The following is a 15,780-nucleotide window of genomic DNA, read 5'->3' as shown; positions in this document are numbered from 1 at the left end:
CCGCTTGTCACTTCGAGTGAATTTAGCTGAGAGAAGAAGCGAAACTAAATGGGTTTCGAGAAGTACTTTAGTTCACGATTTCCAAGGTTCTCGATACGATTTCTCGTTCCTCGAAATCACTCGAACTGACAATAGAAATTGCTTTTAGAAAGGAGCTTCTACTTTGAGGTGAATCTCTTCTTTTGTGACCGGATGCTCAAAAACCAGTTGTTCTGCATGCAGGTGCAATCGATCTGCGCGCTTGCCGTAGAGGTCGTCACCTATGATAGGGCAATTCAGTCCATCTTTGTGTGCAGCGTGCACCCTCAACTGATGCGTACGGCCGGTAATGGGATAAAAAGCAATGCATGTTTTCCCATTTTGAATTTTAAGCACCTCATAACGTGTCCTGGCGCTTTTACCTTTTTGATGATCAACTAATTGAAACGGACGGTTGTCCAAATCCAAGCGTAATGGCAAATCTATAAAACCTTCTTTTTCTTTGACAATTCCATCGAGCAAAGCGACGTACCGCTTACTGATGCTGCGGTTTGTGAATTGTTTTTGTAGTTTCTTATAGGTTTCTATATCCTTTGCACACAGTAAGATACCGCTGGTACTCATGTCCAAACGATGCACAAGCAAAGGACCAGTTGCATCCGGAAATCGCCTTTCCAGCCGTTCTTGAACGGAGTCACTAATTTCCTTTCCTCTGACCGATAACAGTTCTGCAGGCTTGTTCACTGCAAACACATGATCATCCTCGTAAATGATTTCCAAATTTAAATCCACGCTCTGACTTTGCAACAGCGGATTCTCCTCAACCTCCAAACCCTGAAGCATAAAGCCCAACACCGGTTCACACTTTGAACGACAGGCAGGATAAAACTGACCATGTTTGCGCACTTGAGAGGGTAGTGGCTCGCCGTACCAAAACTCAGCCATTGCAATCGGTTCCAGCTGATTCTGGTAAGCATATTGTAAAAGTTTGGGAGCAGCACAATCACCAGTTCCCGATGGTGGAATGTAAGGTGGACGGTTTTTGAAGAGTTCGAGCGCGTTTGTAGTTTCTCCTCGAGCATTGAGAAATCTATAATTGGAAAAAATCCATTCTTGAAGATGTTTAGAGAGTTCTTTTCTCTTATTTTTCAATTTAGAGATTTCATTTTCCCAGTTCTCGATTTTTAATCGGTCATTGTGGGTTTGAGCCTTTAGGTATATTTGATATTCTTTCAATAAAAATTTTGAAGCAAGGCTTGCTTGATGGTGCTCTTCCTTCAGTTTTTTGAAAGCAAATTCAGATAGAAGCGGTTCTTGTTTATTTCTCAAGGTTTTCCGCTGTTTTTTCTTTTCTGCCTGTCGCTTTTTCTCGTTTTTTAGTTTCTCGAGATTGAGAGCTTCCCTTGTTTCAGTTTTTCTTTTGAGTTTTACCAATTTTGAGTCTACTTCCATGTTTTCAATGGTAGAAGTTAGATGCTCTAAATCTTTCAGCTTCTGGGCGTAAAGACTGTTTTCATGAAATGGATCAAAAACAAGAGGTACAAAAAAATTATCTTCTTGTTTTCCAGTTCGCACTCCAGAAAAGGCACATAAATAACCTAACTCACCATTTTGCGCTCTGACCACCAAAACACCAAACATTTTCCCCAGCGGATGCGCATAGTCTTCCGGACCCAATTTCAAATCAAAAAACCAATTCTCTAAAGAATCGAGATACTGCTGCAGTTCGTTTGCGGCTCTGCGCGCAAGCTCGTGCGGCTCATAATAAAAAGGAAAAGTGAATTTTTCAGGCAGCGGTATTTGAGAAACATCCGTGGAGAACGAGTGGAGGAGCATAGAATAAAAAGGCACTTTAGTTTCTATTGACCCAATTCTCAAGTGTGATTCCTTTAATACGATTGAATTCCTTTAGATTCTCAGTGACCATTATAAAATCGTATACAACAGCAGTCGCGCCAATTAATAGATCAAAATCGCTGATCATTTTTCCAATTGAACGCAAACGTACTTTTTCAGATGCATAAATAGGAATAGCATTGTAAATAGGAATTATCTTTACTTCATCAGTAAATTCCTGAATGATATTCTTGTTTTTTGAAGGATTTTTACTGTTTTCTGCCCCAAACATTAATTCAGCTAAGGTAATTTCAGATATAGCACAATTCAGTAAACCGATTTCCAAAAATTTTTGATCAAGATCATATTCACCACGGAATAGGTGAATACAGATATTCGTATCAAGTAGATAATCCATTAAAAAGTAATTCCGTCCTGCTTATCAACTCTGGAAACTCTAATTTCTTCATTAATTTGCTGAGAAGTTCTGTCGTCTATCCATGCTCCAAAAAACTCTGAGATATCCTTTTTGGAACTAGCTGAAGATTTCATTGAGCCAGTCAACTTTTTAATCAATTTCTTTTTAGACTGATCGTCTAACAATCTTAAATACGAGAAGTACTTTTCAATTAATTTATTTGATAATGCCAGTCCACCCATCACTTTTTTTAGCAATTTAATCATTTTTGAATTAGCATTCATAATTACTGATAAAGCACATATCTAGGAGGTTTGATACCTTTCAACCTCAATAGGACCAGCATTTGCCCACGGTGGTGGGTAATATGATCTGCTAGGAGCATCATAATCTGTAGTTTGGTGCGATCTGCACCAAAATAATCCAATCGCTCACCTAATCTGGACTCATCAAATTCCTTGAGAAATCTGATCGTGTTATCAAAGGCATCAGACATCGTGCTGATCATCTCCTCCTTGGTTTTGTTATCCACTTTTAACAGCGTATCGGTTTCCCAATCTCGTGCGGGTCGTTCCCCCATGAGTGTCTGACTGTGCCAGTCCATTGCCCAGCCTATGTGCATCAAATGTTCGGCAAAGCTATTTGAATCAGCTGTAGTGCGATAGTGATAGTCCTCTTCGGGCATCATGTCTGCAACTAGGAGCAGATAATCTTTAGATCGCTCCAGCCGCTCGATAAATTGATCTACATAATCTTTGGTCTGGGAAAAAGTAGATTGCATTGCTAGCAGGAACATGCAGGTGATTAATATGCGTTTCATGGATTGAGCAAAATAAATGACAGCGCTCTAAAATTAATCTTTCTGTAGCAGACTTCATTGAATAGTTTTTCAATAGATCGATAGGAGTTGCTGCATTGACTTTTATCTTTGTCCGAGCATGAGTAAAAGGTCAGTTTTCACATACGATATCGATAATTCAATTTCAGCTGATAAGCTGCTGGGATTGCTGGATTCTGAACCTTTTCTTTTTTATCTGGACAGCAATGATCATCAAGATAAAAACGGAACTGCAAGTATTCTGGTGGCAACAGGAGCTAGAAATATCGTGAGATGCGATGCTGGTGACGCGTTAAGTGAATTATCTCGCTTTCGCGAAAGCGAGAACGACTGGATCTTCGGCTGGCTGGGTTATGATCTTAAAAATGAATTAGAAAATCTCGAGAGCAAAAATACAGATCCACTTGAGTTTCCCGATTTAATGTTTGTTGTCCCAGAGCGGGTTTTTCAATGGAGTAAAGGCAAGCTTACCATTCATACTTATGAAGATCAAGCCGTAATTGATCAACTTATAAATGACCTGAAAAGTCACCAGGGCAAGACAAATCAAAAAAGTCCAGAGCAAACCGTCAGATTGACCGCACAAAACTCGAAAAATCAATACCTGAAAAGCACTCAAAAATTCTTAAAACACATTAAGCGAGGAGATATTTATGAAGCCAATTATTGCATGAGCTTTCTCGCTGATGATGTTGAATTTGACGAGATTCAGGCATATCATCATCTGAATAATATCAGCAAACCACCATTTTCTGCCTTGGTTCGATGCGGAGATTTTAAGGCAGTCTCAGCGAGTCCAGAGCGTTACTTGAAAAACCAGGGGAATCAATTGCTTTCCCAACCTATAAAAGGTACCGCCAGACGCCATGAAGATCCCGAGCAGGATGAGATTTTCAAAAAAGAATTATTTGAGAATAAGAAAGAGCGCTCTGAAAATGTAATGATTGTTGATTTGGTGCGCAACGACCTCTCTCGTGTAGCTCAAAAAGGAAGTGTCCAAGTCGATGAGCTATACGGAATATACACCTTCAAACAGGTACACCACATGATCAGTAGTATCACGGCAGATCTTCAAAAGGATAAAAGCGGTATCGACGCGATAAAAGCGACTTTTCCCATGGGAAGCATGACTGGAGCTCCCAAGGTTAGCGCGATGAAAATCATCGATGAGAATGAAAATTTTAAACGTGGACTTTACAGCGGCGCCATCGGTTATTTTGATCCCGATGGGAATTTTGATTTCAATGTGGTGATCAGAACCATTTTATATAACGCCCAATTGCGTAAACTCTCCTTTGCCGTGGGAAGTGCGATTACCATTGAAGCTGTTCCTGAAAAAGAATATGAAGAATGTTTCCTAAAAGCTCATGCACTCCTAGAAACGCTCAAGAAACAAGGAATCACTTTGAACGATGATTGAGGTTTTTAAAAAACATATCAAGGATCATTTCTCAGAGCAGATGAATGCAAAAATAGGTCTGGCGATAAGTGGTGGGCTGGATAGCGTGGTTCTCGCTCACTTGCTGAAAACAGCTGGAGCTGATCTTACATTTATTCATGTCAACTTCAATTTGAGAGGTACAGAATCTGATGATGATGAGAAATTTGTCAGTGATCTAGCAAGGAGTTGGAATGTTGAATTCCATTCAAAATCGGTGGAGACAAAACAGTACGCTCACGATCGTAAGATGTCTACACAAATGGCAGCTCGTGAATTGAGGTATGCGTTTTTCAAGGAGTTGGTTCAAAACAAAACTGTTGATTTTGTAGCTACGGCACACCATCTGGATGATCAACTGGAGACGTTTTTGATTAATTTGGGCAGGGGATCTGGGCTTCAAGGTCTAACTGGGATTCCAAAAAAAAATAATCACATTTTCAGACCGTTACTTCCATTTACCAGAGAGCAGATTTTGATTTTTGCCAAATCTCAAAACATTAATTGGCGTGAGGACAGCAGCAACGCCAGCAAGGACTACCAGCGTAATGCACTGAGGCATGATGTGATTCCAGAATTGAAAAAACATATGCCGCAGCTTATGGATAATTTTCAGGAATCGCTAGAGTATCTCGATGCTGCAAATAATCTGGTAGAGCTCGAATTGTCTCGCTTTCGCGAAAGCGTAATCACTTTAAAAAATGGTCGTCAATACCTCAATATTTCGGAACTCAAAAAATATCCAGAAACTCAAACTTTTCTACATTATTTATTGAGAGAGACTGGAATATCTGCAATAGAGGCGATCAAGCTACTCAATTCTGAATCGGGTAAGAGCCTAGACAGCAGCTCTCACAATTTGCTGAGAGATCGAGAACATTTGATCCTCTCTGAAAAATCTAAAGACAATCCAGTAGATCTAACGATCAATAAATTAGGGACTCATGAACTTACCAGCGGTCGACTTTTAGAGGTAATCCTGCTCAAAACAACGGATTGGAAAAAAACGATTGCTGAAGAAAGCGCTCCAAACGTTTTGTTACTGGATGCTGATCTAATGAGCTTTCCTTTTCAACTGCGCACTTGGCAAAATGGAGATAAAATCAATCCGCTGGGGATGAGAGGTTATCAGAAAGTCAGTGACATTCTAATTAACCACAAAATTCCCTTAATAGATAAGCAAAATTTCTTAGTATTGAGGAGTGGTGAGGAGTTGTTGTGGTTAGCAGGATTAAAAAGCAGTGACCGATTTAAAGTTACCTCCCGTACTACCCAAATCTTAAAGTTTAGGTTACAGTAATGAAGCAATTATCCATACTATTTTTATTTCTTTTTTCCCTTTTATCCTTTGCTCAGATTAACCAACCTACAAAGTGGTCCACGGCAGTTGAAAAAATAGGTGAGGACGAGTACAATCTAATTACTAATGTTACGATTGATCCAGGGTGGCACGTTTATTCACAGACCAGTGCTGAGGATATGGGACCTTCTGCAACTGAGTTTGCATTTTTTGATGCTGAGGGCAATTACGAGCTGGTAGGAATCAATAAAGAAACAGGCACCTATTCAGAATTTACAGATGTATGGGGATTTGATGTATATCAGTTTGCTGACTTTGCTCAGTTTGAACAGCAAGTGAAGATCCTAAATCCTAATTTAGATTACATTGTTGTAGAAGCTTATTTTCAGGTGTGTGATGACATGCAATGTCTGGCACCAAGACCCGAAAACCTACTTTTTAAAATTGATACTGATGCAAGCATTCCAGATGACGCTTTTGACATTATTGATCAATATTATGATGAAGATAAATCACCGCTGATCGCTCAAGCTCCCGAGGCCTCGACCATACCTGCTAAGGGAGAAGGTGAAAATAGCACCATTGAAGAAGAGAATTCTAAAGAAGCTGATACAATAGAATCTGAAAATGCGGGTTCAGAAACTGAAGATGAAAAAAGCAATTGGGGAATTTTCCTAGCTTGTTTGTTAGCTGGTATTTTAACCCTAGCAACACCCTGCGTTTTCCCGATGATACCCATGACCGTATCCTTCTTTACCAAACAGAACAAAAATGTTGCAAAAGGTAAGTTTAATGGAGTGATGTATGGTCTGTTCATCGTTCTGATTTACGTGGCTTGTAGTTTGCCGTTCCACTTATTTCAGAGCGTCTCACCAGACATTTTTAATGAGTTCAGTACCAACCCAGTTCTCAACCTGATCTTCTTTATCATTTTTGTGATATTTGCCATTAGTTTTTTCGGAGCATTTGAAATCACGATGCCTAACTCTTTGATAAATAAGGTGGATAAAGCATCAAACGTAGGCGGTCTCATCGGTATCTTTTTTATGGCGCTCACGCTGGTTTTGGTTTCATTTTCCTGTACGGGACCGGTGATCGGCGGTGTTTTAGGAAGTGTACTTTCCACTGACGGTGGAGCAACGGCATTGACTTTTGGCATGATGGGATTTGGTATAGGGCTGGGAATTCCGTTTGCGCTCTTTGCCATTTTTCCAAGCTGGATGGAAAAACTGCCTAAATCGGGTGGCTGGTTGAATACCGTTAAAGTCTTTTTAGGTTTCTTGGAACTGGCATTTGCGTTTAAGTTTTTGTCTAATGCTGATCTGGTATTACAACTAGGCTACTTGACAAGAGAAGTGTTTATAGCAATTTGGATCGCGGTATTTGCGGCGATGGCTCTTTATTTATTTGGTAAGATCAAACTGCCTCACGATGGTCTGGAGCAGAATATTTCAGTAGGACGGTTGCTTGTAGCGCTTTGTGCTCTTTTCTGTACAGTTTATTTAATCCCGGGTATGTGGGGAGCGCCACTCAAGATTATTTCTGGATTCCCGCCACCCATGACTTATGCTGAGTCGATTTATGGAGTGGGATATTCTAAAACCGAGCTCAGAGAAGAGTTGCCAGAGGGAGCTCACCTTGCGGTGCACGATATAGTAGCCTTTCATGATTATGAAGAAGGTCTCGCTTTCGCGAAAGCGGAAAACAAACCCGTACTCCTCGATTTTACCGGCTGGGCATGCGTCAACTGTCGCAAGATGGAAGAACGCGTGTGGGGAGAGCCTCAAGTGATCAATTTGTTGAAAAATGACTTTGTATTGATCTCACTCTACGTGGACGAGCGAAAAACGCTCCCTAAAAATGAGCAATATGTTTCACCAAAAACGGATAAGAAGATCAGAACCGTCGGGAACAAATGGAGTGATTTACAGATCACCAAATACAACGTAAATGCTCAACCGTATTACGCGATATTAAATGGCGATGGTAAAGATCTTGTCAAACCGGTAGGCTACACACCTGATCCGGACGAGTATGCTGCCTGGCTACAAAGTGGACTTGACGCTTATAAAAAATAGTAGGTCATCAACGCGTTAGAAAAATACCTGCCCAAAGTTGCGGTTGAGCCCATCACCGAGTTATTGAAGTTGTACCACGTGCAACTCAAAATCGTTCAGGAACGTAAAACCCGGCATGGTGATTACCGCCGTAATCCAGACGGCAGCCACCAGATTACGGTAAATTCAAACCTGAATCCTTATCGATTTTTGATCACGCTCTTACATGAAATTGCTCATTTATTGGCTTTCAAAAAATACGGTAGACACATAAAACCGCACGGTCAGGAATGGAAGTACACGTTCCAGCAGTTGATGTTGCCACTTTTACGCCCAGAAATATTTCCCAAAGACCTTTTACCCATACTTGCTCGACATTTCAAAAATCCAAAAGCAAGTAGCGATACAGATGCATTACTATCGGTAAGGCTCAAATCCTACGATCCACAGAGCGATAAATACTATATATTTGAAATTGAGCATGGAGCGATTTTTCAAGCGCCTAACGGCAGAAAATATCAAAAAGGCAAGAAACTAAGAAAAAGATATGAATGTCTTGAGCTGGATACGGGAAGGCTGTTTGTCTTTCAGCCCAATGCTCAGGTAGAACTCATTAAGACGATATGAAAGAAAATAGGTATGCCGTTATCATGGCGGGTGGAGTAGGATCTCGGTTTTGGCCGGTGAGTAAGAAAAGCTTCCCAAAACAGTTTCACGATATGCTGGGGATAGGTAGTTCGCTATTGCAAATGACTTATAATCGCCTGGAAAAAATCATTCCATCTCAGAACATACTTATTCTTACTAACGAGGATTATACCGACCTTGTAAAAGAACAATTGCCTGAAATTCTAGCAGAAAATATTGTGGCAGAACCAGCCATGAGAAATACTGCTCCGTGTATTTTGCTGGCAGCGTTAAAAATCCAGAAGAGGGATAAAAACGCAGTCATGATCGTGGCTCCCAGCGATCACTACATCCAGAAAGAAGAGCAGTTTCAGAAAAATGTTTTGGACGCCTTTGATTTTTGTACCAAGAATCAAAATGCCCTGATGACCCTGGGAATCACGCCTACAAGTCCTAATACAGGTTACGGATACATTGAATATGTGAAGGACGAGCAAACCGTTCACAAGGTATCTCAATTCAGAGAAAAACCAGATTTGGAAACAGCGATGCAATTTCTTGCTGCGGGCAACTTTTTGTGGAATGCGGGCATATTTGTTTGGAGTGTGGATGGTGTTGTTTCCGCTTTCGCGAAAGCGCAACCTAAATTACACATGCTATTCAGCAATGGCCAGCCCGTTTACAACTCAAATCAGGAACAAGAGTGGCTTGAAGAAAACTACGAAAAAGCTGAGAATATTTCTGTGGACTATGCCATTATGGAACAAAGCGATGCCGTCTACGTGATCGCAGCAGAATTTCCCTGGAGCGACTTGGGTACCTGGGGATCCCTGCACAGTGAGCTTTCTACTGAAAAGGAAAGTGTAGCGCTCAACAACGAGCTGGTGGAAATGGATTCTAGCGGTAACATGGTGCGTACCAAAACTATAGATAAAGTATTTCTCTTGGGGATGGAAGATGTCATCGTAGTGGAAGACGGTGACTTGCTCATGATCGCTTCTCAAGATAAAGAACAGAATATTAAACAGTTGCGCGATCGAGCAATGGAAAAATTTGGTAAAAATTTAGGCTGATGTCAACACAACCTACACAAAATATGCAGCCAGAGGATAAGCTGGAATCCAACAAGGAAAAAATTGAAGGGATTTGGGAAAACATAAAAGCCTTCCTCTCTGAATTGCTTGATATACGCAAAGATTCTGATCGTAGCGAGACCGTAGAATCCGTGCGCAAGGATATTTCATTCCAAGGGCACAATGCGTGGATCTTGATTTTCTCCATCATGGTGGCATCCATAGGACTGAATGCAAATAGTACAGCAGTAGTGATAGGAGCGATGCTTATTTCTCCGCTTATGGGACCTATTGTAGGTATGGGTCTGGGTACCGCAATAAATGATGATCGCATGCTCAGAAGATCAGGTATGAACTTGCTGATCATGGTGGGATTATCACTAGCGACAGCATCTTTGTATTTCTTGATCACTCCGCTTAAAGAATTAAATACAGAGCTCTCAGCCAGAACAGAACCGAATATTTTAGATGTTCTTGTGGCCATATTTGGTGGACTTGCACTGATTGTTGCCAAAGCTAAAAAGGGAACCATTTCAAATGCCATTGCCGGTGTAGCCATAGCAACAGCCTTAATGCCGCCGCTTTGTACCGCTGGTTATGGAATTGCAACGGCTCAACTATCAGTTTTTGGTGGAGCGATTTATTTATTTAGTATCAACGCGGTATTTATTGCTCTTTCAACCTTTGTGGTATGTAAGTTCTTAAGATTCCCGATGGTGAAGTATGCTAATGCTGCCAAAAGAAAACGAGTATCTAGAATAGCGGGATTAATAGGAGTTCTCGTATTAGCACCATCGATTTTCTTCTTTATAAAGCTTTATCAAAAGCAAAAGTATCAGATTGAAGCTTATGCATTTGTTGAAGAAATCGTGAAGTATCCTGGCATGCGATCTACTCCAGAATGGAATAATGAAAAGAAACAGCTGGATGTAATTCTCATGGGAGCAGAGGTTCCTCAACCTATTCTTGACGACTGGACTAATAAGTTCATTGATAAAGAACAATTTGAGCAATGTACCATCGAGTTCTATCAAGGCAGCAAAACCATACTTGCTGACAATAATGATGATCTTGAAAAACTTCAAGAAGAACGTATCAATGATATCAAGTTAATTCAAGATAAAGACACACGCATTCAAGCCCTGGAAGATGAATTGCGCAGAATGAGCAAACAGTCCCAGAAGCTCGAAGTAATAAGCGAGGAAGTATCTTTCATCTTTCCAGAATTAGCAGGTATATCCTACGCTCCAGAGGTTTATCGAGATTTGAGTACCTCTAAGTACGATACTATTCAGAAATTTACAGTAGCATTTAAGGACTCAACGGTGAGTCAAGAAAGACGCGCCGAGTTGAGAAATAAAATGAAAAACTGGCTAACCTTTAGGATGAAAACTGATCAAATAGACATCGTAGAAGGAGAACGAAAAATCCGCAAGGCAAAAACGGATACAATAGAACCTATCAAAGAAGAAGTCAAGAAAGTAGGGGCAATGAAATAAAGGTTGTTTTAAAGCCCTTCGTTTTGAGCGATTCTTACTTTCTTGAAGAGCTCTGAGCTATAAACAAATTCGGTTACCGCTTGATTATCGGTTTTAAAGATTTCCTTATTAGTTCCTTCCCAAGCGATTAATCCGTCTTTGAGAAAAACAATTGTTTCACCTATTTCCATAACCGAGTTCATGTCGTGCGAAATGATAACGGTAGTTATGTCTCGCTCTCTAGTAATTTCTTGAATAAGATTATCGATCACGGTTGCAGTTCTAGGATCAAGTCCAGAATTGGGTTCATCACAAAACAAATACTGCGGATAATTCACCACGGCTCTTGCTAGGGCAACCCTTTTTTGCTGACCACCCGAGATTTCACTGGGCATACTTTTGTTCAAGCCTTCGAGATTGACTCTTTCCAGCATCTCGTGAGCACGTTTTAAACGCTCTTTTTTACGCATTTTACTGAACATGCGTAGGGGAAACATAACATTTTCCTCGACGGTCATCGAGTCAAATAAAGCACTGTGCTGAAAAAGCATTCCCATGTTTTTTCTCAAGTCGCTTTTCTCTTCATCTTCCATTTCATTGATAGGAACACCGTCATAGTAGATGTTTCCTGAGTCTGGAACAAAAAGCCCTAACATATTCTTGAGAAAAACAGATTTACCAGATCCACTGGCGCCAATGATCATATTTGTTTTTCCTTTATCAAAGCTGGCGTTGATCCCTTTCAGGACTTCTGTGTCTCCAAAGCTTTTCTTTAAATCTTTAACTTCAATCATTAGCTTAAGAGAATTTGGGTCAGTAAATAATTAGCAACGATAATGGCAACGCAAGTCCAGACAAAACTGGTTGTACTTGCTTTTCCTACTTCTAGTGCTCCACCTTTCATGTAGTAACCATGGTAGCTAGGTATAGTGGCTAGAATAATCCCAAAAACCATGGTTTTTATAAAGGCATAAGCCACATGATAAGGTATGAATGTATCTTGAACTCCCATTATGAATTCCTCAGAGCTGACTAAGTTTCCATATACAGCTGCTAAATAACCACCCAGAATACCAACGAACATGATAATCGCGATCAGAAAGGGGTAGAAGAGAAGTGCGATGATTTTTGGAAAAATCAAATAATTTAAAGGATTGATACCCATTACCTCCAGAGCGTCAATTTGCTCGGTAACCCTCATGGTACCTATACTTGAAGTGATGTAAGACCCAACTTTACCCGCCATAATGACTGATATGAAAGTGGGTGCAAATTCCAGGATAATCGATTGCCTTGTAGCAAAACCTATCAGAGACTTTGGAATAAGCGGATTATCAAGATTCAAAGAGGTCTGTAATGCAACTACGGCTCCCATAAATAGGGAAATGAAACCTGTAATCCACAATGAGCCGATAATTAGATCATCGATCTCTTTGAGAATGAGTTCTTTGAGAACAATGGGTTTGGTAGGTCGCCTAAACACGCCAAAAAGCATGATCACGTAAAGGCCAATATGTCTTATGAATCGCATGTGGCGTAAAAGTAGATAAAAATTGCAAGGTGGTATTTAATGGTATCTTAAACTTAAAATTAAGGTATATCTCTATTTTCGCGAAAATTCTAAGCATGAAAAGTTCTTCCAGTCTCACGTTATTTTTCATATTGATTATCAATTTGTTATCTGTCAGTGTAGTTCTCTCACAGAACTCAAAGTTTGTAAATCTCAAGAATGGGGTAGAGGGACAAGAGCAAAAAAACGCAATGATGAACTCTTCAGCACCTAAACTGGTTGTGGGGATTGTTGTAGATCAAATGCGTTATGATTATTTGACCCGCTTCAAATCTAGGTTTCAGAGAAATGGCTTTAATCGATTGATGCGTGAAGGTTTCAATGCTAAGAACAATCATTACAACTATATTCCTACCTATACCGCTCCGGGACATGCTTCTATCTATACCGGCACATCTCCTATGAATCATGGAATTATAGGAAACAATTGGTACGACAAATACATCAAGAAGTACATCTACAATGCAGAAGATGAACTAGTGCAACCTATAGGAACGCTTTCTGATGATGGAAAGATGTCACCTCGTAGATTATTGTCGACAACAGTAACTGATGAACTTGAGTTGCACACTCAAGGAAGAGCAAAAGTAATCGGAATCTCTTTAAAAGATCGAGGTGCAATTCTTCCAGCTGGACATGCCGCAGATGGTGCTTACTGGTTCACGGGAGGGGATGAAGGTCATTTTATCACAAGTGATTTCTATCAAAATACCTTACCAGAGTGGGTGCAAGAATTCAACGAATCAAATGTCGTCGAGGATTACATGAAAGAGTGGAACACTTTATATCCCATAGGTTCTTACACGGCTAGCGGTCCAGATCAAAATGACTACGAGCGACCACCTCGTGGAAAAGATCAAGCCGTATTTCCTTACAATTTAAAAGAATTGGCAGAATCCAATAGAAATTTTGATTTATTAAAATCTACTCCTTATGGTAACAGCATTTTGACAGATCTAGCGATCTTGGCCATTGATGCAGAAAATATGGGACAAAATGCTGATACTGATTTTCTAGCGATAAGTTATTCCAGTACAGACTATATCGGTCATCAATACGGAGTAAATTCTGTAGAGATAGAAGATACTTATTTACGTCTGGATCTTGATATTCAGAGGCTCTTAAAAAACCTTGATGATAAAGTCGGCGCTGGTAATTATACCGTTTTTCTTACTGCAGACCATGGTGCTGTTAACAACCCAGCATATTTACAGGATCAAGGAATCAACGCAGGCTATTTTGAACAGGATGAATTTGAGGCCAAACTGGAATCCTTTCTTGAAACCTCATTTGGCAAGAACGATTTAATAGAAAATATCTCAAACAATCAAATTTTCCTTTCCAAAGGTGAATTAGCTCGATTGAACCTCAGATTATCAGATGTAGAAGACGCTCTAGCAAACTATATGATCGATCTAGATCTAATTGATAAAGTTTATACAAGACATGGTTTAATGAGTAGTAGCTTTCAAAATGGAGTAGGTAGACTAACACAAAACGGTTTTCACCACAAACGTAGTGGAGACGTTATTTATCATTTAGAACCTGCTGTCATAAGATATAGCCGTACAGGCTCAACACACGGTAGTCCACAGAGCTATGATACTCACGTCCCGTTGTTGTTTTTCGGTAAGGGGATTAATCAAGGTTCAACTTTTGAGCGCACTGAAATAATAGATATTGCCCCTACGATTTCAAGTTTACTAGGTATAGCTTTTCCTAATGCAGCCACTGGGAATCCTATTCCTGAAGTGCTCAAAAAGTAGCGACTTCAGCTGAATTTCAATTTTTTGCAAACTTGTCGCCAGCGGTATCTTCTCACGAAGGTAGCTTGAGCCTTTGTGACAATATGACTTACATCATTGGAGCGGCTGTCCAAATAACCTTTTAGTATTGCTGAAAATACGCCAAGCTTTTTTTTATTAGCCGCCATTTTAAACGCGGTGATGAGCAATATACCCATATCATAGCCCAACTTATAGAAAGCTTCACCTTGCTTATTCATGGCATAACTATCATACTTGCTACCAGTGGGCTTTAAATGCTTTACCAGTAGCTCTTTAACGGTTACGACATCCCAGCCGTTATATCTAGCAATCATTTCGTCTGCAGTGTCCCAGCCTATGGAAGTGCGTAATCCACCCATCTGTTGAAAACACTTGATTCGATAAGCTTTCAAGGCACCACGTATGTGATCTTCATTAGTAAACCCTTCAACTTCCCAAGAATCATTCTTTTGAATGCTACAGAATCCAGCTGCCATTCCAGTTTTCTCGCTTTCGCGAAAGCGAGACCCTATAACATCCAAATAATTTTCTGGAAAGATCAAATCAGCATCAAACTTACAGATGATATCAAAAAGTGCTAAATCAATGTGCTCTAAACCTTTATTAAACGCTCGTACGATTTTTGCACCGGGCATGCTTTTGTTTTCGGATTGATTTTTTACAAGCATGATTATTTCAGAATCGTAGGATTCTACAATTTTGGCAGTGCGGTCTGTGGAATTATCGTCTACGACCACGATTTTTTCAGGAAGCAAAGTCTGTGCTAGCAGGCTGTCCAAGGTTTTACCTATGAATTGCTCCTCATTATAGGCCGGTATGATAATCGCAATTTTCACTTCTTCCTTGTACAGTAAACGAGATAATAGCGGTCTGTAAATTTTCTCAGCAAGGGCCGTATACCAATTTTTTTGACAGGATTGGTAAACTTGACGGAATCCTGGATTTCCCAACCAGCCTTTTCTAAAACGTAATCCAGCTGCCATGGCTCAAATTCATGATAATGTTGATCCCTGATATCATTTTTGTTTCTGTAGGCAGGGGCAAACCAAAGTTTCAAAGGCACGCTCACAAAAAGCTTCTCGCAAGGAATCGCCTTGAGAACATTGTAAGGTGCTACCATATGCTCAAAAATCTCAAAAGCCGTCACCGCATCGCCTTTAAATACTTCAACCTTACTGAAATCATCATCCAGATCTTCACCACTTGTATTTTCTACATCGTAACCATTTTGAACCAAGATTTTAGAAAATGGATTGGGAACACCTAGGTCTAGAATGGTCTCATTATCTTTAAGATGCTTCTTGACAAAATCCAGCGTAATCTGGAAACGCTTTTTCGGGAAATTATTCTCGTACAATGAAACAGTTTTAAGGCACGAA

Annotated in this window: 15 protein-coding genes; 7 read left to right on the top strand and 8 right to left on the bottom strand. The window is 40.2% G+C overall.

From position 1 onward, the window contains the following. Positions 1-144 precede the first annotated feature (144 nt). The 4 genes from BST97_RS04090 to BST97_RS04075 are packed head-to-tail and all read right to left on the bottom strand — an operon-like array spanning position 145 to position 3,053. The gene (locus BST97_RS04090; protein WP_085766035.1) at positions 145-1,815 is read right to left on the bottom strand and encodes an RluA family pseudouridine synthase; all 1,671 of its coding nucleotides are present in this window, start codon (positions 1,813-1,815) and stop codon (positions 145-147) included. A gap of 16 nt (positions 1,816-1,831) precedes the next feature. Next, positions 1,832-2,233 (bottom strand): type II toxin-antitoxin system VapC family toxin, encoded by a 402-nt coding sequence (locus BST97_RS04085; RefSeq protein WP_085766034.1) that lies wholly within the window; start codon positions 2,231-2,233, stop codon positions 1,832-1,834. Next, positions 2,233-2,499 carry a hypothetical protein gene (locus tag BST97_RS04080; protein WP_211277468.1) on the bottom strand — a complete coding sequence of 89 codons (267 nt, stop codon included), beginning with the start codon at positions 2,497-2,499 and terminating at the stop codon, positions 2,233-2,235. The genes BST97_RS04085 and BST97_RS04080 overlap by 1 nt, the downstream gene beginning before the upstream one ends. 20 nt (positions 2,500-2,519) lie before the next feature. Continuing rightward, complete coding sequence (locus tag BST97_RS04075; RefSeq protein WP_085766033.1) at positions 2,520-3,053, bottom strand: DinB family protein; 534 nt, start codon at positions 3,051-3,053, stop codon at positions 2,520-2,522. A gap of 118 nt (positions 3,054-3,171) precedes the next feature. On the opposite strand from BST97_RS04075, the gene BST97_RS04070 reads away from it, so the two are divergent. The 6 genes from BST97_RS04070 to BST97_RS04045 are packed head-to-tail and all read left to right on the top strand — an operon-like array spanning position 3,172 to position 11,065. Further along, a complete protein-coding gene (locus BST97_RS04070) occupies positions 3,172-4,491 on the top strand; it encodes an anthranilate synthase component I family protein (RefSeq protein WP_085766032.1) in 1,320 nt (439 codons plus the stop codon). Then, positions 4,484-5,809, top strand: a complete 1,326-nt coding sequence (gene tilS / locus BST97_RS04065) for a tRNA lysidine(34) synthetase TilS (protein WP_085766031.1) — start codon at positions 4,484-4,486, stop codon at positions 5,807-5,809. Before BST97_RS04070 ends, tilS begins: the two co-directional genes overlap by 8 nt. After that, positions 5,809-7,887, top strand: coding sequence for a protein-disulfide reductase DsbD family protein (locus BST97_RS04060; protein WP_085766030.1), 2,079 nt, complete (start codon positions 5,809-5,811; stop codon positions 7,885-7,887). Before tilS ends, BST97_RS04060 begins: the two co-directional genes overlap by 1 nt. Before the next feature lie 6 nt (positions 7,888-7,893). Continuing rightward, positions 7,894-8,493, top strand: coding sequence for a SprT-like domain-containing protein (locus BST97_RS04055; RefSeq protein WP_085766029.1), 600 nt, complete (start codon positions 7,894-7,896; stop codon positions 8,491-8,493). Further along, positions 8,490-9,566, top strand: a complete 1,077-nt coding sequence (locus BST97_RS04050) for a mannose-1-phosphate guanylyltransferase (protein WP_085766028.1) — start codon at positions 8,490-8,492, stop codon at positions 9,564-9,566. The genes BST97_RS04055 and BST97_RS04050 overlap by 4 nt, the downstream gene beginning before the upstream one ends. Further along, complete coding sequence (locus BST97_RS04045) at positions 9,566-11,065, top strand: DUF389 domain-containing protein (RefSeq protein ID WP_085766027.1); 1,500 nt, start codon at positions 9,566-9,568, stop codon at positions 11,063-11,065. Before BST97_RS04050 ends, BST97_RS04045 begins: the two co-directional genes overlap by 1 nt. 8 nt (positions 11,066-11,073) lie before the next feature. Here the strand turns inward: BST97_RS04045 and BST97_RS04040 are convergent, their stop codons facing one another. Continuing rightward, positions 11,074-11,838 carry an ABC transporter ATP-binding protein gene (locus BST97_RS04040; RefSeq protein WP_085766026.1) on the bottom strand — a complete coding sequence of 255 codons (765 nt, stop codon included), beginning with the start codon at positions 11,836-11,838 and terminating at the stop codon, positions 11,074-11,076. Continuing rightward, entirely contained in the window at positions 11,838-12,575 is a 738-nt protein-coding gene (locus BST97_RS04035) for an MlaE family ABC transporter permease (protein WP_085766025.1), read from the bottom strand. Before BST97_RS04035 ends, BST97_RS04040 begins: the two co-directional genes overlap by 1 nt. 95 nt (positions 12,576-12,670) lie before the next feature. Between BST97_RS04035 and pafA the strand changes: the two genes are divergently transcribed. Next, complete coding sequence (gene pafA, locus BST97_RS04030) at positions 12,671-14,380, top strand: alkaline phosphatase PafA (protein ID WP_085766024.1); 1,710 nt, start codon at positions 12,671-12,673, stop codon at positions 14,378-14,380. Between the two features lie 5 nt (positions 14,381-14,385). On the opposite strand, the gene BST97_RS04025 is transcribed toward pafA, so the two are convergent. Continuing rightward, positions 14,386-15,237, bottom strand: coding sequence for a glycosyltransferase (locus tag BST97_RS04025; protein WP_085766023.1), 852 nt, complete (start codon positions 15,235-15,237; stop codon positions 14,386-14,388). Beyond that, entirely contained in the window at positions 15,234-15,758 is a 525-nt protein-coding gene (locus BST97_RS04020; RefSeq protein ID WP_085766022.1) for a methyltransferase domain-containing protein, read from the bottom strand. The genes BST97_RS04025 and BST97_RS04020 overlap by 4 nt, the downstream gene beginning before the upstream one ends. Positions 15,759-15,780 lie beyond the last annotated feature (22 nt).

Source organism: Nonlabens spongiae, from assembly GCF_002117125.1.
Classification (GTDB): Bacteria; Bacteroidota; Bacteroidia; order Flavobacteriales; family Flavobacteriaceae; genus Nonlabens; species Nonlabens spongiae.
Note: the sequence above shows the minus strand (reverse complement) of the source record. Positions and strands in the feature narration are given on the sequence as shown.